Source organism: Vibrio sp. SALL6, from assembly GCF_002002385.1.
In the GTDB taxonomy this organism is placed as follows: Bacteria; Pseudomonadota; Gammaproteobacteria; order Enterobacterales; family Vibrionaceae; genus Vibrio; species Vibrio parahaemolyticus.
The window spans coordinates 383,659-403,340 of record NZ_MQVK01000008.1 but is presented as its reverse complement, the minus strand read 5'-3'; the positions used below and the strand labels follow the sequence as shown (position 1 = coordinate 403,340).

General features: G+C 46.6%; 20 protein-coding genes and 1 tRNA gene. 18 read left to right on the top strand and 3 right to left on the bottom strand.

Features of this window, described 5'->3' with window-relative positions:
• The first annotated feature begins 66 nt into the window (after positions 1 to 66).
• The 17 genes from BIW15_RS06200 to BIW15_RS06120 are packed head-to-tail and all read left to right on the top strand — an operon-like array spanning position 67 to position 15,281.
• The gene (locus BIW15_RS06200) at positions 67 to 795 is read left to right on the top strand and encodes a beta-ketoacyl synthase chain length factor (protein ID WP_015296425.1); all 729 of its coding nucleotides are present in this window, start codon (positions 67 to 69) and stop codon (positions 793 to 795) included.
• Complete coding sequence (locus BIW15_RS06195) at positions 792 to 1,559, top strand: 1-acyl-sn-glycerol-3-phosphate acyltransferase (protein WP_015296424.1); 768 nt, start codon at positions 792 to 794, stop codon at positions 1,557 to 1,559. The genes BIW15_RS06200 and BIW15_RS06195 overlap by 4 nt, the downstream gene beginning before the upstream one ends.
• A 13-nt stretch (positions 1,560 to 1,572) precedes the next feature.
• Positions 1,573 to 1,833: a phosphopantetheine-binding protein gene (locus tag BIW15_RS06190; RefSeq protein ID WP_005457487.1), complete on the top strand. Its 261-nt coding sequence runs from the start codon at positions 1,573 to 1,575 to the stop codon at positions 1,831 to 1,833.
• A gap of 15 nt (positions 1,834 to 1,848) precedes the next feature.
• Positions 1,849 to 2,106, top strand: a complete 258-nt coding sequence (locus BIW15_RS06185; RefSeq protein ID WP_005460583.1) for an acyl carrier protein — start codon at positions 1,849 to 1,851, stop codon at positions 2,104 to 2,106.
• The gene (locus BIW15_RS06180) at positions 2,106 to 2,666 is read left to right on the top strand and encodes a hypothetical protein (RefSeq protein ID WP_005460553.1); all 561 of its coding nucleotides are present in this window, start codon (positions 2,106 to 2,108) and stop codon (positions 2,664 to 2,666) included. Before BIW15_RS06185 ends, BIW15_RS06180 begins: the two co-directional genes overlap by 1 nt.
• 4 nt (positions 2,667 to 2,670) lie before the next feature.
• Positions 2,671 to 4,071, top strand: coding sequence for an AMP-binding protein (locus tag BIW15_RS06175; protein ID WP_179115232.1), 1,401 nt, complete (start codon positions 2,671 to 2,673; stop codon positions 4,069 to 4,071).
• A gap of 10 nt (positions 4,072 to 4,081) precedes the next feature.
• A complete protein-coding gene (locus BIW15_RS06170; protein WP_005460551.1) occupies positions 4,082 to 4,450 on the top strand; it encodes a 3-hydroxyacyl-ACP dehydratase in 369 nt (122 codons plus the stop codon).
• On the top strand, positions 4,443 to 6,149 hold the full coding sequence (locus BIW15_RS06165; RefSeq protein WP_179115231.1) for a glycosyltransferase: 1,707 nt from the start codon (positions 4,443 to 4,445) through the stop codon (positions 6,147 to 6,149). The genes BIW15_RS06170 and BIW15_RS06165 overlap by 8 nt, the downstream gene beginning before the upstream one ends.
• Positions 6,133 to 7,686, top strand: coding sequence for a histidine ammonia-lyase (gene hutH, locus BIW15_RS06160; RefSeq protein WP_017448720.1), 1,554 nt, complete (start codon positions 6,133 to 6,135; stop codon positions 7,684 to 7,686). Before BIW15_RS06165 ends, hutH begins: the two co-directional genes overlap by 17 nt.
• Positions 7,686 to 8,132, top strand: a complete 447-nt coding sequence (locus BIW15_RS06155) for a thioesterase family protein (RefSeq protein ID WP_005460557.1) — start codon at positions 7,686 to 7,688, stop codon at positions 8,130 to 8,132. Before hutH ends, BIW15_RS06155 begins: the two co-directional genes overlap by 1 nt.
• Complete coding sequence (locus BIW15_RS06150; protein WP_025520460.1) at positions 8,132 to 8,752, top strand: outer membrane lipoprotein carrier protein LolA; 621 nt, start codon at positions 8,132 to 8,134, stop codon at positions 8,750 to 8,752. The genes BIW15_RS06155 and BIW15_RS06150 overlap by 1 nt, the downstream gene beginning before the upstream one ends.
• A complete protein-coding gene (locus BIW15_RS06145) occupies positions 8,724 to 11,066 on the top strand; it encodes an MMPL family transporter (RefSeq protein WP_077280686.1) in 2,343 nt (780 codons plus the stop codon). Before BIW15_RS06150 ends, BIW15_RS06145 begins: the two co-directional genes overlap by 29 nt.
• A complete protein-coding gene (locus BIW15_RS06140; RefSeq protein WP_005460563.1) occupies positions 11,063 to 11,674 on the top strand; it encodes a DUF3261 domain-containing protein in 612 nt (203 codons plus the stop codon). Before BIW15_RS06145 ends, BIW15_RS06140 begins: the two co-directional genes overlap by 4 nt.
• Before the next feature lie 20 nt (positions 11,675 to 11,694).
• Positions 11,695 to 12,882, top strand: a complete 1,188-nt coding sequence (locus BIW15_RS06135) for a beta-ketoacyl-[acyl-carrier-protein] synthase family protein (protein ID WP_077280685.1) — start codon at positions 11,695 to 11,697, stop codon at positions 12,880 to 12,882.
• Entirely contained in the window at positions 12,875 to 13,339 is a 465-nt protein-coding gene (locus BIW15_RS06130; protein WP_077280684.1) for a hotdog family protein, read from the top strand. The genes BIW15_RS06135 and BIW15_RS06130 overlap by 8 nt, the downstream gene beginning before the upstream one ends.
• Entirely contained in the window at positions 13,336 to 14,061 is a 726-nt protein-coding gene (gene fabG / locus BIW15_RS06125; RefSeq protein WP_015296414.1) for a 3-oxoacyl-ACP reductase FabG, read from the top strand. The genes BIW15_RS06130 and fabG overlap by 4 nt, the downstream gene beginning before the upstream one ends.
• A complete protein-coding gene (locus tag BIW15_RS06120) occupies positions 14,058 to 15,281 on the top strand; it encodes a beta-ketoacyl-ACP synthase (protein ID WP_077280683.1) in 1,224 nt (407 codons plus the stop codon). The genes fabG and BIW15_RS06120 overlap by 4 nt, the downstream gene beginning before the upstream one ends.
• Positions 15,282 to 15,365: 84 nt before the next feature.
• Here the strand turns inward: BIW15_RS06120 and BIW15_RS06115 are convergent, their stop codons facing one another.
• Together BIW15_RS06115 and BIW15_RS06110 are read right to left on the bottom strand one after the other, a co-directional pair.
• The gene (locus BIW15_RS06115) at positions 15,366 to 17,060 is read right to left on the bottom strand and encodes a class I SAM-dependent methyltransferase (protein WP_077280682.1); all 1,695 of its coding nucleotides are present in this window, start codon (positions 17,058 to 17,060) and stop codon (positions 15,366 to 15,368) included.
• A 166-nt stretch (positions 17,061 to 17,226) separates the two neighbouring features.
• A tRNA-Arg gene (locus tag BIW15_RS06110) sits at positions 17,227 to 17,303 on the bottom strand.
• Between the two features lie 203 nt (positions 17,304 to 17,506).
• Here BIW15_RS06110 and folD point away from each other — a divergent pair.
• Positions 17,507 to 18,367 carry a bifunctional methylenetetrahydrofolate dehydrogenase/methenyltetrahydrofolate cyclohydrolase FolD gene (folD, locus tag BIW15_RS06105; protein WP_005460545.1) on the top strand — a complete coding sequence of 287 codons (861 nt, stop codon included), beginning with the start codon at positions 17,507 to 17,509 and terminating at the stop codon, positions 18,365 to 18,367.
• Positions 18,368 to 18,435: 68 nt separating this feature from the next.
• On the opposite strand, the gene BIW15_RS06100 is transcribed toward folD, so the two are convergent.
• On the bottom strand, positions 18,436 to 19,635 hold the full coding sequence (locus BIW15_RS06100; protein WP_005479028.1) for a NupC/NupG family nucleoside CNT transporter: 1,200 nt from the start codon (positions 19,633 to 19,635) through the stop codon (positions 18,436 to 18,438).
• Between the last annotated feature and the right edge of the window lie 47 nt (positions 19,636 to 19,682).

The following is a 19,682-nucleotide window of genomic DNA, read 5'->3' as shown; positions in this document are numbered from 1 at the left end:
TTTTTATTATGAATTCGGGTGAAGCCCAAATTGTATCGAGCTGTAAAATAAACAATTTAACCAAATATGCCAAACTCGAAGATCAAAATTTCGTTCAATATTGATGCGTGGACAGCGAATTCACTGGGTTTATCTCAACCTGATGAATGGAAAGAATGGGCTGCAAGCGGAAATTGGCCACAAGATGGCAAAGTAAATGTGGCGGATATTCCTGCAATGATGCGCAGAAGAATGAGTCCATTAAGTAAACTTGCAGTGCAAACGGCCATCGAATTATTAAAGCAACATCAGGTCGACTATCTGGTGTTTTCTAGCCGTCATGGCGAACTGCATCGCAGTGTCGCGCTGGTTGCAGACATCATCAGTGGCGAAGAAGCCTCTCCAATGGCGTTCTCTCAATCAGTGCACAATACCGCGGCAGGTTTAGCGACCATCGCAACCAAGCAGCCAATCCCTCTCACTTCGATTGCGGCATCGGAAAATACATTCCAAAGCGCGATATTAGAAGCGTGGCTATTTTTAGCAGACAATCCAGATAAGAAAGTTCTGCTTGTCGACTTTGATGAACCTTTACCTGAATCCTACGCCGAATTTGAACAGCAGCAATATCCGGGCTTTGGCTTAGGTTTGGTGCTATCAAACGGTGATGATTTTACGTTGCGCAGCAGCCACAGCGTAGAAACACAAGGCCACCTTTTGCCACAAGGCTTAGCGTTTTTGCAGCACTACTTGTCAGACAAAACTCAGTGGACCATCCATGCCCCACAGCAATCTTGGGAATGGCGCAAACAATGAATCGCTTAAATCAGTATTGGCGCGTGCTCGCCACGGGTTTCTGTTTTTCGGTATTTGGTTTGGGTGGTTTAGCGCTTAGCTTTATCGTAATTCCAACTATTCGTATCTTTGTCTCTGACCAAACCGAACGTGAATATAAAGTTCAAGGCGCGATTCAATATTCTTTCAACACATTCTGTAAATTAATGAAGTTCAGCGGGGCGATTGATTATGAAATTATTGGCGCAGACCTTCTTCAACAAGACCGAAATTGTTTAATTGTTGCCAATCATCCGAGTTTAATTGATTACGTTTTAATCGCCTCACAATTAAATCGCTGTGATTGTTTAGTAAAGTCGGCAATTTGGTCGAATCCTTTTATGAAGCATATTGTAAAAGCGGCCGGATATATTCCAAACGAAGCGCCAGATGATTTATTAGCACTTTGTGAAGAACGATTTAATAAAGGCAACGTGTTGCTTATATTTCCGGAAGGCACAAGAACAACACCAGGCATAAAACCTAAGTTGCAACGTGGCGCGGCGCAAATTGCAGTAAGAACAGAACGAGATTTAAGAGTCGTACATATTACGGTGACACCGAGCTTTCTCACAAAAGAGAAAAAATGGTATCAGGTGCCAACAACAAAGCCCTTTTTCAAAATTGAAGTTAAGGATAAAGTTGAGATTGAGCCCTTTATAAAGCAAACTACGTCACCAACGATAGCGGCTCGACGCTTACAACAGCACTTAGCTGACAACATTTTTCCAGAAAACTTTTATTGATAAGCAGGTCCCAGTGGAACAGTTACACAACGATATTAAGCAACTTATTATTAATGCTTTGAACCTTGAAGATTTAACCGTAGACGATATTGAAACGGATGCGCCACTTTTTGGTGATGGACTTGGCTTAGACTCTATCGACGCACTTGAGCTTGGATTAGCAATTAAAAAGCAATACAACATCGTCATCGATGCTGACGACTCAAATACGCGCGAACACTTTGCTTCTGTAGCAAACCTAGCGAAATACGTTTCTTCTCAAACTAATGAATAAGTTGTAGGTATATTCATGACTGATGTAAATAAAGATCAAGTATTTGAACAAGTTAAAGATGCGCTTGTTGAGCTGTTCGAAATCGACGCAGACGACATCCAACCTGACGCGCACTTATATCAAGATCTCGATCTAGATAGCATTGACGCGGTTGATTTGGTCGTGCACCTACAGAATGTCACTGGTAAAAAAATCAAACCTGCTGAATTTAGTACAGTAAGAACCGTTGACGATGTCGTTAACGCAGTCACTGAGCTATTGAAGGAAAGTTAATGCGCCAATTGCTGACTGGTCTGTCTGCAATTGTACTGTTTGCCTACCCCTTCGCCGTTTACTTCGGTATAGATAAATTTGGCTTGAACTTAGTTGGGGGCTTGTTAATTGCTGCGTTGCTTTTGCGTTTATTCGTCGCAAATAAGACCCCACTTAAAGAGTTTAAATTCCTAGCGCTCACCACGGGCGCAGTCGGTATTCTTCTTGTTGCGCTTGGCATGGTGTTTAAACAACACGGGTGGCTTAAGTTTTACCCTGTGGTTGTGAACGTATGCATGTTGTGCGTGTTCGCATTTAGTCTCAAACAGCCTCAATCGATCATTGAAAGGCTCGCGCGTTTACAAGAACCAGAACTACCGCCAAGCGGCGTTGCTTACACTCGCAAAGTGACGATGGTTTGGTGCGTTTTTTTTGTACTGAATGCCGCTTTTGCCCTCTATACCTGTTTCCTGCCAGTAAAAATATGGACGCTGTATAACGGTCTGATTAGCTACTTACTTGCTGGTAGCTTGTTCGCCGGAGAGTGGATCGTGCGTCAATTTGTTCGAAAGGAACACTAATCGTATGAATACAACGTATTCGAGCTTTACCTCACTGGCGACATTGCTTAGCACAAAGAGGTATGAGCAATCCCCTGTCTCTTACGATCGCGACACAGTTATCACTTGGGGTGATTTCCAGAAGCACGTCGCAACGCTTGCTCAGCAGTTAGAAACCCAGCCAACGCAAAACATTGCGTTGTGTTTTGGCAACAGCTACCTATTTGCCGTTGGCTTTTTTGCTTGTTGTCACGCAGGAAAATCCATTGTATTGCCTGGTAACTACCAACTAGAAGCACTCAAAGAACTCAGCGAGCACTACGATTTATTGTTGCATGATGCCGATGTCTCTGTTCCAGAACAGGTGAGTTCACTCCTAATAAAAGCTCAATCATCGGTAGACATCACCTTGATTCACGAGCAACAGGTAGACCAACCTTTTGTTTGGCGCGAATTGAATCTGGCAAAAATACCAGTAACGCTATTTACTTCTGGTTCAAGCGGCAAACCAAAAGCCATTGCAAAAACGCTGAAACAGCTCGATATCGAAGTTGCTATTCTAGACAACCTGTGGGGCGACACGGTTGCCAACACACGCGTTGAAAGCACCGTCTCTCATCAACACATTTACGGCTTGCTGTTTCGTGTATTGTGGCCTTTGTGCTCTGCACGTCCATTTTCAGCACACAACCTCGAATTCCCTGAGCAAATTGTCCATCACGCCGATGCTGACACCACGCTAGTAAGCAGCCCTGCGTTACTAAAACGACTCAGTGAAGAGCATAATCCGGTTGCGATTCGGTGCGTATTTTCTTCTGGTGGCCCCCTGCCAAACCAAGCCGCGCAACACAGCCAGCTGTTGTTTGGGTCACTTCCTATTGAAGTTTTTGGCAGCACAGAAACCGGCGGCATCGCTTACCGTCAGCAGCACGTAGCCTGCACTCCTTGGACGTTATTCCCTGGTGTTGAAGCCGAGCTTAACCATGAACATTGTTTAAAGCTCCGCTCGCCACACATTGATGAAAACACTTGGTACCAAACTGCGGATGAATGCTATTTCCATGATAGTATTTCTTTTGAATTGCGTGGACGCACTGACCGAATCGTCAAAGTCGAAGAAAAGCGTATTTCCCTTGTCGAAGTGGAAAAACGTTTAGAGCAATTGCCGTGGGTTCAAGAAAGCGTGGTGATCCCAATGGAAGAATCTGGTCGCCTCACGTTAGTCTCGATCATCGTACTTAACGATAAAGGCAGCGATGTGCTTAATGAACTTGGTAAAGGCAAATTTTGGCTTGAGCTTCGCAAGGCTCTGCGCAATTGGCTAGAGCCGATCGCTATCCCGAGAAAATTCAGAGTGGTCGACGAAATTCCATTGAACAGCCAAGGCAAACGCCAAGTTGCTGAAATTGAAAAACTATTCCAATAAAGCTAGTAACATGGAAAAAAGAAAACCAACTATTCAGAATATTGAAGTGAGCGACCACACCGCGGAGCTATCGCTGCGTGTGGATGCTGACATCTTAGATTTCCAAGGTCATTTCAGTCACTTTCCTCTTTTACCCGGCGTCACTCAAATTGACTGGGCGTTGTTCTACGCCGTTCAATATTTGAACACTCCCAAGGTATTTAAAGGAATGGAAGTCATCAAATTTCAAGAGCCGATTCTGCCAAACGCCGACGTTTGTCTCTCACTCTCTTGGGACAATGAGCGCGAGAAATTGACCTTTAAGTACACATCGAAAAACGGTGAAACCTTGGTGACTCACTCTTCAGGCAAAATGAAACTGGGTGAGTCACGTGAGTGATTACCGTCCCTGCTTTTTAATTCCTTGCTACAACCACGGCAGCACAATTGCAGACGTAGTTGCGTCGTTATCCGCTTTCGATTTGCCAGTGCTGGTCGTGGACGACGGCAGCAATGAAGACACCAAACAAGCGCTTTCAGCATTGAGTGAGCAAGGGCTGATAAAACTGATTAGTCTGAGTGAAAACCAAGGCAAAGGTGGCGCGGTGATGGCTGGCCTACATCAAGCTCACCAGCTTGGTTTTACGCACACCATTCAAATCGACGCAGACGGTCAACACGACCTAGAAGCACTACCCAAATTGCTCAGCGCCAGCGAAACAAAACCAGATAACCTGATTTCTGGTCAACCGATATATGACGAGAGCGTACCTAAAGCCCGTCTGTATGGTCGCTACGCTACGCACATTTGGGTGTGGATAGAAACCTTGTCACTGTCTATCAAAGACAGCATGTGCGGTTTCCGCGCCTACCCAGTGGCGAAAACGGTCGCCGTGTTGAACAAGTACAACATCGGCAAACGCATGGATTTTGATATCGAAGTTCTGGTGCGAATGTACTGGGAAGGCGTCGATATTGATTTTGTTCCAACGCGCGTGATCTACCCTGAAGGTGGCATTTCCCACTTCGACGCATTGTGGGATAACGTCAAGATAAGCTGGATGCACACTCGCCTATTTTTTGGCATGTTGCCGCGCATTCCTTCACTACTCGCCAGAAAGCGCCGTCATACAGACGACAGCAATGCCCACTGGTCGAAACGAAAAGAACAAGGCACGATTTTAGGCATCAAAACCTTGCTCGCGGTTTACCGCTTGTTCGGCAGAAAAGCGTTCGACCTGATTTTAAAGCTAGTCATGCGCTACTACCACTTCACGGGTAAATCTGCCCGCGAAGCGTCTGAGATTTACCTGAACAACTTACAGCACTACGCAGCGCAGCAGAACATCGCACTGCCAAAACAGTTGGACAGCTATCATCATCTGCTTTCTTTTGGGCAAACCATGCTCGACAAACTGGCAGCATGGCAAGGTGACTTTAACGTCGATAACCTAACCATTCACGGCCAACATCATTTCGAAGAGATGGCGCAAAAAAAACAAGGCGTGCTCATTTTAGGCTCGCACCTTGGCAATATCGAACTCTGCCGCGCGCTTGGTCGTCGACACTCTCATGTCAAAATTAATGCCTTGGTATTTACCCAACACGCTGAACAATTTAATGCGGTAATGAAGGCGGTAAACCCAAATTCGGAACTGAATCTGATTCAAGTCAGCTCAATGGGCCCAGACACCGCGATTCTACTTCAACAAAAAATCGAGCAAGGCGAATGGGTGGTGATCGTTGGCGATCGCACTTCCACCAGCAAAGAAAATCGTGTCGTTTGGGCAGATTTTCTTGGTAAACCTGCACCATTCCCGCAAGGCCCATTCATGCTAGCCTCGGTATTAAAAGCGCCGGTTTACCTACTCTTCGGCCTACGCGACGACGAAGCAAACACTCCGCATTTTAATGTGTACTTTGAACACTTTAGTGACCAAATCACGCTACCGCGCAAGGAGCGTCAGCAGGCACTAGAACACGTTGTTCAACAGTACGCACACAGATTAGAACACCACACACTGCAAGCGCCGTTACAGTGGTACAACTTTTTTAACTTCTGGACTTTAAGTAATCAGCCACATGACAAACAACAATAATCACAACATCACTTTTGGTGCCCAATCTTTAACCATCGAAGATGTCGTTGCCATTGCTCAAGGTGCAAAGGCAAACATGAACACCTCGCCAGAATTTACCGCGAAAATTGATCGTGGCGTGGCGTTTCTGGAACGATTACTGAAAGAAGAAGGCGTTATTTACGGCGTGACTACGGGCTACGGCGATTCATGTACTGTGGCGATTCCACCCGCTCTTGTGGATGAACTTCCGTTGCACCTTACGCGCTTCCATGGCTGTGGCTTAGGTCAAATCCTTTCTCATGAGCAAGCTCGCGCGGTGCTGGCAACCCGTTTATGTTCATTGTCGCAAGGCGTATCTGGCGTGTCTCACGATCTGTTGAACCAAATCGTTACGCTTATCAATCACGATATTGCGCCGCGTATTCCACAAGAAGGCTCGGTGGGCGCAAGCGGCGATTTAACGCCTCTGTCTTACCTAGCGGCGACCTTAATTGGCGAGCGTGAAGTGCTTTACAAAGGTGATGTGCGACCAACACAAGAAGTGTTTGCAGAGCTGGGCATAGAGCCAATTCGCCTAAAACCAAAAGAAGGTTTGGCGTTAATGAACGGTACATCCGTGATGACTGCCCTCGCCTGTCTTGCCTACAAACGCGCAGAATATCTAGCGCAGCTTTGCACCAAGATTACCGCGATGGTCTCTGTGGGTATGCAAGGTAATGACTTCCACTTTGATGAAGCGTTGTTTGCGGTAAAACCTCACCCTGGTCAACAGCAAGTTGCGGCTTGGCTGCGTGATGATCTCAATGCTGAACGTCCGCCACGCAATAGCGACCGACTGCAAGATCGTTACTCGCTGCGTTGTGCGCCACACGTGATTGGCATGGTGCAAGACTCACTGCCTTGGCTACGTCAATTGATTGAGAATGAACTAAATAGTGCCAACGACAATCCAATCATCGATGGCGACAACGAGCGCGTTCTGCACGGCGGTCACTTCTACGGTGGTCATATAGCAATGGCGATGGATACGTTGAAAGTGAACATTGCCAACTTAGCTGATTTGCTGGACCGTCAGATGGCGCAACTGATGGATTACAAGTTCAATAACGGCCTGCCGTTTAACTTAACCGGTGCAGAAGGCGAGCGTAAACCGATCAACCACGGCTTTAAAGCGGTTCAGATTGGTATCTCAGCTTGGACGGCAGAAGCGTTGAAAAACACCATGCCAGCGAGCGTTTTTTCTCGCTCAACCGAGTGTCACAACCAAGACAAAGTGAGCATGGGCACCATTGCGGCTCGTGATTGCTTACGCGTACTTGAGTTAACAGAGCAAGTTGCTGCGGCTTCACTCCTAGCAAGCGTTCAAGCGGTTGAGATTCGTCGCCGTCATAACGAATTGGACGAACACCACATGAGTCAGAGTTTGCGAGTAATTCGTGACGCCGTACTGAGCGAGTTTGAATTTGTGATTGAAGATCGCCCGTTAGAACAAGATTTACGTCATTTCATTGAACGCATTCAGCAACGTCATTGGCCACTCTACGCGGAGGTATAATGCAAGAGCAGGTTCTCTACCCATTAGAAGCGGAGGTGACTATGGTCACCTCATTCCAAGATGCTGACCCGATGGGCGTGATTTATCACGGCAACTTCTTTCGATATTTTGAAGAAGCGCGTCGTGTGCTGATGGAGAAGATCCAATACAGCTATCGCGATATGCAAGACTCTGGGTACATGTGGCCGATCATCGACACGCGCGTTAAATACGTGAAGGCGATTCCGTTTAATCACACCATTCGTATTACCGCGCAACTCACGGAGTGGGAAAACCGCTTACGTGTGGATTACGTGATTTACGACGCCGAAACGAATCAACGTATGTGCAAAGCGCATACAACGCAAGTCGCCGTATCCATTGAAAAGCAAGAGATGTGCTTTGTTTCTCCAGCAGTCTTTTTAGATAAAGTAGAGCGATGGCACAACCATGGGAGCCTGAACTAATGCAAAAGTGGTTACTCTCTTTTTTGCTAATATTTTCTGTTTCAGCACTGGCAACACCGACAGTAAATGTAACGGATTTGGCATCGCTTCAACAGCAGTTGTCTCAGCATGAAATCGTACGCGGAGATTTTACGCAGCAGCGTCATCTGGAAATGTTTAGTCAACCTTTAACCTCTAAAGGTCAGTTCACACTGAGCAAAACACATGGCTTGTTGTGGCAACAAACAGAACCTTTCGCAGTCAATTTGGTATTGACGGAAAACAAACTTCGTCAGACTTTTGCCGACCAAGCACCGAAAACGATCTCTGCAGAAGAAAACCCAATGGCGTTCTACTTTAGCCATGTATTTTTATCCGTGTTCCACGGGGATACTTCTGCACTGCAAGAACAATTCACACTCGATTTTTCAGTTGAGAACAATCAGTGGCAGCTCGTTTTAGTGCCAAAACAGTCGCCATTAAATGCGGTGTTTCAATCCATCACTCTTTCCGGTAAAACGCACATTGATCGCCTAACCTTGCAAGAGCTGCGTGGCGATAAGACCGAAATCACGTTTACGAACCAGACCTCTCTACCTCAGGAACTCACGGATGTCGAAGACGCTCAATTCCGTTTCTAAACTCAGTCTCGGCACTCACACCTTTGCTATTGTTTGGCTCAATCTCGTTGTTTTAGCGGGCGCGTTGCTACTCAAACAATGGGTTTGGAGTGCAGAATCTCCGATTGAGACCAACATTTTAAAACTGTTGCCGAAGAACCAACAAAACCCGGTGGCTGAGCAAGCCTTTGAGTCGGTCTCGGCAAGTATGAGCGACAAAGTCATTTTCGTGATCACAGCGCCGGACAAAAATGCCCTTTTTGCAGCGGCTGCAGAGTTTGATAAGGGGTTACGCCAAAGTAATCATTTTCGCGATGTGGTAGGAAAAATCTCACCTCAAGAACAGCAAGCTTGGGCGAGTTACTACTTTAAGCACCGCTTCCAATTGCTGACGCCTGAACAACGAGAGCGTTTAAGCCAAAATCCAGAACAGCAAGTGCAGCATGTGATTCAGTCTCTGTACAACCCGTTTTCTGGGGTGACTGGGCAAGAGTTACAAAATGACCCGTTCTTGCTATTTCGTGATTATTTGAGCCAAGTTACCCAGCAATCGTCCTCTTTCCGATTGGATAACGGCTATCTGTCCGTCGAAAAAGACGATGCTCAATACTTGCTTATTACTGCTGAGCTAAAAGACTCGCCTTATAGCCTAACTGGGCAGCTTGCAGTCCCTGATATTCAATCGCTAGAACAAAGCGTCGCGCAGAAATATGGAGCTGAAGTCTCACATACTGGCGTTCTATTTTACGCCGACTTTGGTACGCAAAGTGCCAAATCGGAGATCAGTACCATCGGTGTGTTCTCTCTGCTCGGTATCATTGCATTGTTCGTGTTGGTCTTTCGTAGTGTGATGCCACTGTCTCTGGCACTGCTTTCCATCACCATTGGTTTGCTCGTTGCGCTGTCCGTTACGACGTGGATTTTTGGAAAAGTCCATCTGTTCAGCTTAGTGTTTGGCGCAAGTTTAATCGGTGTGTCTATCGACTACGCATTCCACTACCTAACGGAACGTCTTGCGGCGGGAAATGAATGGGATAGCGAGCAAGGGTTAAAGCATATTTTCATCGCTATCACACTTGGCTTAATCACCAGTTTGATCGGCTATTTGGGCATGTTAGTGGCACCGTTTCCTGGTTTGCAGCAGCTTGCGCTGTTTTCATCCATTGGTCTGATTGCCGCTTACATCACCGTGGTGGCTTGGTATCCGATACTGGCTCGTAACCCATCGCGCACCATTTCGACTTTACCGGGACAATCACTGTTGGCGAAATGGTTAACGCTTTGGAATCAACCTCGAATTAAAGTCGGATTACCGATGTTATGTGTGGTTGCGAGTGGCTTTTTCTTGCTGCAATTGAACTACGATGACGACATTCGTCTGCTGCAAACGATGCCGAAAGATCTCAAGCAGCAAGAAACCTTGATTACGACGCTCAGTGGCATGCAATCTTCGCAGCAAATGTTGGTCGTTACCGCCGACTATGACGAAAACCTAATGAAAAAACTGGAGTCTTTGACGCCAACATTAGAAGCGTGGAAAGCGGACAGCACCATCGAAAGCTACCAGAGTCTGAGCCGCTACTTGAGCTCAGTGGAGCGTCAGCAACAAGACTATCAATTGATTCGCGATCTTTACGCGACACAATCCAGCCCACTTGCATCCGGACTGCGCTTAAATAAAAAGCCGAAAATGGACGCCGACTTTATCCCTGTCACGGTTGATCAGTACTTGCAAAACCCAGTATCAGCGCCTGTGCGTTTTCTCCATTTGGGTAAAATTAAAGGAAAATCGGCAACGGTAGTGGTGTTAAACCAATTGCAAGACTCCGCCGTTGTTAAGTCTTTTGCCAAATCGCTGCCTGACGTTGTCTACCTAAACAAAGCAGAAGAAATTTCCGCCCTATTTGGTGAATACCGAATCAAAATCATGGAGCTGTTGGCAGCCGCCAGTACTATGATCTTTCTGGTGTTAATCAAGCGGTACGGTCTGCAACACAGTTGGCGAGTTTTACTGCCATCATTGATTGCTTGTGCGTGCGGTCTGGCAACTGCTGTCGCGATGGGAACAACATTAAACCTGTTCAACTTGCTTGGCTTGGTGCTCATTCTTGGTATCGGAATCGATTACACTCTTTTCTTTGCCGAGAAAGCGCGCAGCGTGAGCACACTATTGGCGATCACCCTTTCGGCAATAACCACTGTGCTGTCATTTGGGTTGCTGTCACTAAGCCAAACTCACGCGATTCACAGTTTCGGCATTACGGTGTTAAGTGGTATTTTTGTTGCTTGGCTGCTCTCTCCGATTGCGATTAAAACAGAGGAAACGACGTCATGATTTTTAACCATGCTTTTCGCTGCGCGACGTTAATCGTACTGAGTCTGTTTTTAAGTGCATGCAGCTTGGTACCTCACCAATCGACACCTCAAGTCGATATTGCTGAGAACACCCAAGTTAACTTACCGACTCCAGCCAGCTTGGGCTATCAGTTGACGGCCAGCCAATTGATTACGGCCTCTTGGGTAATTGACGGCAAACCCACATCTGAGCAACTTCCGGTGCAACTGCAAGTGACTAGCAACGAAGTGGTACTGGCAGGCTTCTCATCTTGGGGGACGCGAGTGCTCTCGTTGTCTTACGATGGAGAACAAATCCAAACCGAAGTACTCAACGGTTTGCAAGGTACGCTACCGCAGCCAGAACAGGTATTATTTAACCTGATGATCACGCTCTGGCCGAGTTCCGCTTGGGAAGGATCGTTAAATGAGGTAAGGTGGCAAATGATTGATAAAAATAATTCTCGCGCCATCTTTGATAGCGACGGTGAAAAGATCATTGAGATTCAATACAGTTCTTCTAACAAATTAGAGGGTAAGATTGATTTTCACCACCTCAAGCATCAGTTTTCAATTTCTATTCAGACACTGCAACATCAGATTAACTAAGAACAATTTAGAACAACAATATGCCTAATCGCTCTCCTCAACCTTTGTATATTCAGGCCTGTGGTTTCCACTCCGCAATGGGACAAGATGACGCCATCATCCACCAGTGTTTATCGGGAGCGAAACCATCCAACATGGTGGTTGACCAAGACATTTTGAATTCAGGCCGACAAACAGTAATCGGTCGAATTGCACAGCCGTTACTGCAATTACCATCAGCTTTCAGCCGGTTTGATACGAGAAACAACCGCCTCGCACTTTCGGCTTTGCAGCAAATCGAAAGCGACGTGTATAACGCCATTGCTGAATATGGTCGTGACCGTATCGCAGTCGTGATCGGCACCAGCACATCTGGCATTTCAGATGGCGAAATCGCGTTTGGAGAGAAGCTGGCAAACGGCGAGTTTCCTGCCGACTACCATTACACCAAACAAGAGCTTGGCAACTGCAGCGATTTTATTGCCGCCTACTTTGATTTGAGCGGCCCACATTACTCAGTTTCAACCGCCTGTTCTTCTAGTGGTCGTGTCTTTTTAACCGCGCAACGCCTGATTCGCTCGGGCATTGTTGATGCCGTCATTGTGGGTGGCGTGGATACCATTTGTCGCCTAACGCTAAACGGCTTTAACGGTTTAGAAGCCCTATCCGATACTCTTTGTAAACCGTTTGACCAACATCGTAACGGCATCAATATCGGCGAAGCCGCAGCATTAATGTTGCTAAGCAAAACACCCGCGCCTGTTGCCCTTCTCGGAGTTGGCGATAGCTCAGACGCGCACCACATTTCCGCACCACATCCAGAAGGGGTAGGCGCAGAAGAAGCGATGAAAAAAGCGTTGGCCAATGCAGGACTAACAGCACAAGACATTGGTTACATCAACGCGCATGGCACAGCAACGCCGTTAAACGATGCGATGGAAAGCAAAGCCATTCACCGCTGCTTTGGTGACTCCGTTCCTATTAGCTCGACAAAGCCACTTACCGGACACACATTAGGCGCAGCAAGTGCAACGGAAGCCGCTATCGCTTGGCATATTCTCAAGTACAACCTTGACTTGCCAATGCAACACTGCGAAACCAAGGCAGACGATATCCATATATCGTTAGTTGAGACGCCAACCAAACTTGGCAACAAAGCGATTCTCAGCAACTCTTTTGCTTTTGGTGGCAACAATATTAGTCTTATTTTTGGTTACGCTCATGACTAAACTTCCTCCCATCGAACAACTTTTGCCACACGACAAACCAATGATCTTGGTTGATCGTGCTATAGATGTTCAACAAGATACGATTCATTGTCAGGTTGATATCGCAGAACACAACCCGTTCTTCGACTTGGCATCACACACCGTGCCAGCTTACGTTGGCATTGAGTTTATGGCGCAATCTGTCGCGGCGTGGTCTGGTTACCACGCATTAATGAAAGAACAAGCGCCACCGATTGGCTTTTTACTTGGTAGCCGTCGATACACGTCTGAATGCGATGCGTTTTCTCGCGGACAAATGCTCGATGTATATGCCGAAAAAGTCATGGAAGATAACGGTATGGCGGTATTTTCTGCCCGTATTGAGCTACAAGGAACTGTTGTAGCGACTTGCCAATTGAACGTTTACGTTCCATCAGAAGAAAAATTACAAGAAATGAAAATCAGGAGTCAACAATGACCCGACAAGTCCTCGTTACAGGTGCAAGCAAAGGCATCGGTAAAGCCATTGCCGTTCAGTTAGCCAAAGATGGTTTCCAAATCATTGTCCATTACATGGGCGATCAACAAGGCGCGCAAGATACCCTAGACACCATCGAACAGCATGGGGGTAACGGTCGTCTTATCCAATTCGACATCAGTGACCGCGCAGATTGCCGAGAGAAACTAGAAGCCGATATCGCCGAACACGGTGCTTACTATGGCGTCGTGAACAACGCTGGCATCACAAAAGATACCGCTTTCCCTGCGATGACAGAAGAAGAATGGGATGGCGTGATTCATACCAACCTAGATAGCTTCTACAACGTTCTTCACCCTTGTGTTATGCCTATGGTGCAAAAGCGCAAAGGCGGTCGAATTGTTACCCTTGCATCAGTATCTGGCCTGATGGGTAACCGTGGTCAAACCAACTACAGCGCAGCAAAAGCGGGCGTAATTGGTGCGACAAAATCACTCGCACTTGAACTGGCAAAACGCAAAATCACCGTTAACTGCGTTGCACCGGGACTTATCGACACAGGCATGGTAGACGAACACGTAAAAGAACACGCGATGCCGCAAATTCCTTTACGCCGCATGGGAGAACCAGAAGAAGTCGCTGGTTTAGTCAGTTACCTTATGTCCGACATCGCAGGCTATGTAACTCGCCAAGTCATTTCGGTAAACGGAGGCCTAGTATGAACCGTCGAGTCGTTGTAACCGGAATGTCGGGCGTGACTGCGTTTGGTAACGATTGGCAATCTGTCGAGCCAAAACTGCGGGACTGCCAGAACGCGACGCAATACATGCCTTCTTACGAACAGTATGATGGTTTGAACACCAAGCTCGCGGCACCAATTTTAGATTTTGAACTGCCAAAGCACTACAAGCGCAAGCAAGTACGCGGCATGGGGCGTGTTTCTAAATTGGCGACCGTCGCAACAGAAAACGCACTGAGCCAAGCAGGTTTGATTGGTAACGACGTACTCACCAATGGCCAAACGGGTATCGCATACGGCTCATCAACAGGCAGTACTGACGCAATCGGCGCATTTGGTGTCATGCTGAATGAGAAAACCACTAAAGCGATCACCGCAACGACTTACGTGCAGATGATGCCGCATACGACGGCAGTGAACGTTGGTCTATTTTTCGGTTTGAAAGGCCGAGTGATCCCAACCAGTAGTGCATGTACCTCCGGCAGCCAAGCAATCGGCTACGCCTACGAAGCGATCAAACACAGCTACCAAACGGTCATGGTTGCTGGTGGCGCTGAAGAATTGTGCCCAACGGAATCCGCTGTCTTCGATACCCTTTTTGCCACCAGTCTGAAGAATGAAGACCCGAAAAGCACACCAAGACCTTATGACTCCGATCGCGATGGTTTGGTGATTGGTGAAGGTGCGGGAACGCTGGTTCTGGAAGAGTACGAACACGCCGTCGCTCGTGGCGCGAAAATCTATGCAGAAATCATCGGTTTTGCCAGCAACTGTGATGCCGCACACGTCACTCAACCACAGATGGAAACCATGCAAATCTGTATGGAAATGGCTTTGCAAAACGCGGGCATTCCTGCTGAGAAGATCGACTATGTATCTGCTCACGGCACTGCCACCGACCGCGGTGATATTGCAGAAAGCAACGCAACAGCGAATGCTCTGGGCAAAGTGCCAATCAGCTCACTCAAGAGTTACTTTGGCCACACACTAGGCGCGTGTGGCGCGATTGAAGCGTGGCTAGGTTTAGAAATGATGCACACGGGTTGGTTCAACCCAACGCTCAACCTAGAAAACCTCGACGAGCAATGTGGCGATTTAGACTACATTGCCGGACAAGGCCGAGAGCTGGACGTGAAATATTTGATGAGTAACAACTTCGCCTTTGGCGGCATCAACACCTCCATCATCTTTAAAAAGATGTAATGCCCTTAGTAAATGCAAAAGCGCTGGTTAACCAGCGCTTTTTTGTTAGTTACCATTTATCACGAGGTAATAGCAAACGAGATATTACCATTCCGCGATACACAGGCGACTTTTAACACCACGAATTTGTAATCCCATCGCTTCAAAGACATGCTCAAAATCTAGGCAAGATGCTGGCACATTAGGTAGCGACAATGAAGCCTCGGTAAAAAATGTCCGACTCAAACTATCCGTCTCTCCCCAAGCTAGCTGCCACCAATCCAAAATTCGCGGCTTAGATGCGTTTAATCGATAGCTAGCAGGAATACGATCACGTTTGTTCAGGTTTTCAGCCTTAGAAGTTGGTAGCAAGTTCCACTTATCATTGTTAGGCCAATAAGCAAAAGGCAAACAGTGATCAACGTGATACTCATTTCGTAATTTGCTTCCACTCCATACACTGACAATGTCGGAGTGGCTGAGCTTCAACTGTTCAATTCTCTTTCGCACCACTCGCGTATCATGGTCTTTATCAATCCAGACCAAACAATCGTGATACGTTTGCAGTGGAATACCCCGCTCTTGATTAGACCGAAATCGTTGCATTTCCATAATCCACTGGTTGACCACCAGCGGCTCAATCCAAGAGTTATACAATCGAAAACAATCCCAAAGGCTTTCATCCAACACAAACAGCCCATAGCTTTCGAGAAACTCACTATCCACAACAATTGAGCCTTTATTAGGCTTTTTAGCTGAACGAATCATTTCAAAATAAGGGTTTGATTTATCGCCCTGATAGGTAAAGGCGACGGGGCCATCTTTTAAGGTTTTTAAGCTATCTTTTATTGCTTTATCCAGCGCCACTGCGTCTTCGCCAAAAAATGTCGCGCCTATAGCAAGATCATCAGGGCTTAAATGGGAAAGTCTGCCCCAACCTTCCGGCTTGATAAATCCTAGTCCTTTAGACGAGTTCGAGTTCTGCTGGATGTTCTCTTTATCGATTAAACGCTTAAATTGACGAATCCAATATAAGCCGACTAATCCTAATGGGATGGCAACTTTACCGTCACTACGATCAACCACTGCACCAGAATGAGCATCTGCAATTCGTAGTAAAGTACGCAGTAGTGCGAGTTTATAGGTAGCCGATTTGGAATCATTCACGATAATGTGACGAACCTTATTCAGATCACCAGAACCATCATCAGGCAAAGACATAACTACAGTTTGCCAAGATACACCTGTTCGCTGTAACTGGTCATCATCGAGAGATACGTTTCTCACCATTAACGCGCTATTCTTTGCAAACTTTTCAAGCTCTTCAACCGATACCGGATAAGCTTTACGACCGTCAGAAAAGTCACCGTGACGAAGGCTAATCACCAATCGACCATTGGGCGCTAGCAAATTCGCAAGTTTGCGAAATGCGCGTTCACGGTACGTAGGCGCAAGATGCATCCATACCGCACTAACAAGAATTAAATCGAAGCGAAAGTCAAGATTAATGACTTTCTCAAGCTTAGGTAACCCATCTTCAAGCCAAGTAACTGAATCACCACAGTAAGACTTACCAAATCTCAAAAGCGCTTGAGCAGGTTCAATCGCAATAACTTCACACCCATGTTCAGCCATCCATTTAGCGTCTCGACCAGAGCCAGCCCCAACATCTAAGACGCGATCTCTGGCTTGAGGCCAGAAAGCTCTCCAGCTCGCGTGGACATCCTCAAACTTGAGCGAAGTGTATTGCTCCGCTAAACAATCTGCGTGTTGTTCATAAAATCTAGACGTGGAAGGCATAAAGATAAACAGGAAAGCAACTAATATGAGCTCATGTTAATTGCTAGAGATTGCAATAGCTATAATCTCAGTCAAAAGTTGTAGGTGACGTAGCGATTAATATCGAATGTTCTAAAACGCAAAAGCCCCGACAACTCAAAGAGTTATCGGGGCTTTTTATAATAAATGGCACGCCCTATTGGATTCGAACCAATGACCACATCCTTAGAAGGGACGTGCTCTATCCAGCTGAGCTAAGGGCGCGCTACAGGGACAGGATTATACGAGTTCAAACGGGTAAATCAACGGGTTTTCATAACATTCTGATCTGAATGCCTAAAAAAAGTCCATTAAAACGTTTAATGTTCAAAAACACCACAAGGCAAACGTTTGCGTATGGATGTTAATTAGAATTTCTGCGACAATGCGCCGCAGATAATTTGCCTTCTTAATTTATAAGGAAAGTCATGACTGCTCAAAATATAGACGGAACTCTCATTTCCCAAACTGTTCGATCCGAAGTTGCAGCACGTGTTAAAGCTCGCGTCGCAGCAGGTTTACGCGCTCCTGGCCTAGCAGTTGTTCTGGTTGGTGAAGACCCAGCATCTCAAGTTTACGTGGGCAGCAAACGCCGCGCTTGTGAAGAAGTTGGCTTTGTATCCAAGTCGTTTGACCTTCCGGCTTCAACATCTGAAGAGGAGCTGCTTGCTCTTATTGATGAGTTGAACAACGACAACGAAATTGACGGCATTTTAGTTCAGTTGCCACTTCCTGCTGGTATTGATACCACACACGTTCTAGAGCGTATTCATCCAGAAAAAGACGTGGATGGCTTCCACCCTTACAACGTTGGTCGTCTTGCGCAACGTATTCCTAAGCTTCGCTCTTGTACGCCTAAAGGCATCATTACCCTACTCGACCGTTACAACATCGAGCTTCGTGGTAAACATGCGGTTGTGGTTGGCGCATCAAACATTGTTGGTCGTCCAATGACACTTGAGCTGCTGCTTGCTGGTTGTACAACAACGACATGCCACCGCTTTACCAAAGATCTAGAAAGCCACGTACGTCAAGCTGACGTTGTTGTGGTCGCGGTAGGTAAGCCAAACTTCATCCCTGGCGAGTGGATTAAAAAAGGCGCAGTGGTTGTCGATGTAGGCATTAACCGTCTTGATTCAGGCAAGCTAGTGGGCGATGTGGAATACGACAAAGCACGCGAAAGCGCGAGCTTCATTACTCCGGTTCCTGGTGGTGTTGGCCCAATGACCGTAGCAAGCTTGATTGAGAACACGATGTTGGCTTGCGAGCAGTTCCATACTGAACAATAACATCAATATTGAGATACGAAAAAGGCTCCGCAAGGAGCCTTTTTGCTAATTTTAGATATCTATTTCAATTACAGACTTAAAATCACACCCGCAATAGAAGCACTCATTAAGTTCGCCATAACGCCGGCAATAATCGCGCGGAAACCATGCTTAGAAACAAATGCACGCTTCTCTGGAACCAAAGAACCCAATCCGCCGATCAGCATTGCCATACTAGAGATGTTTGCAAAACCACACAGTGCGAAAGTCACGATAGCTTGAGAGTGAGCACTTAGCTGAGATTTCACTTCTGCTAGTTGGATGAAAGCAACAAACTCGTTCACCACGATCTTGTTACCGATAAGCGAGCCCGCCGTAATCGCCTCTTCCCATGGCACACCTAACAACCATGCGACAGGTGCAAATACGTAGCCTAAGATAAGCTCAAAGCTTAGTGGCGTACCAATAAGGTCTCCAACCCAACCTAGCATGCCGTTCAGCAACGCGATTACGCTGATGAACGCTAACAACGTACCACCTACAGACACAGCAATACGAACACCCGCCATTGCGCCATCGGCTAACGCTTCAACCACGTTAGTTGCGCGTGGAATTTCCACTTGGCTAATGTCGATATCTGGTGCTTTGTTCACATCTTCTGGCATGAGAATTTTTGCCATCAACAAGCCTGCGGGCGCAGACATAAAGGCAGCAGCGATAAGGTAGTTAAGATCAACACCCAACGAGGCATAACCTACCAACGTACCACCAGCTACTGATGCCAAACCACCTGTCATTACCGCAAAGAACTGCGAATCGGTCATGTGTTTTAGGTAGGGTTTCACCATTAGTGGCGCTTCGATAGTGCCGACAAAAATGTTTGCCGTTGCAGACAAAGACTCAGCACGACCAATGCCAAGAAGCTTTTGAATACCACCACCAATGAAGTTGATAACTTTTGGCATCACACCAATGTGATAAAGACCGGAGATAAGAGAGGAGAAGAAAACGATGATACCCAGTACATTGATCGCAAAGGTGAAGCCCCCTGTCGCCAAATTACCGAATAAAAACGCGATGCCTTCTTGACCGTAGTTGATCAAATTCGACACGACGCTGCTTACTGAATTCAGCGCATCTCGTCCTGCTGGTACATATAAAACCAACAATGCAAACAGCACCTGTAAAGCAAACGCAAACGCCACTGTTCTCAGCTTTATATTTTTTCTATTTGTAGAAAGTAGCCATGCTACGAATAGTATGGCTACGATACCAATAATTGAGTTCATAAAATGAATCCGACAGAAGGGGGATATGGAAGGCACCGGATTGTATA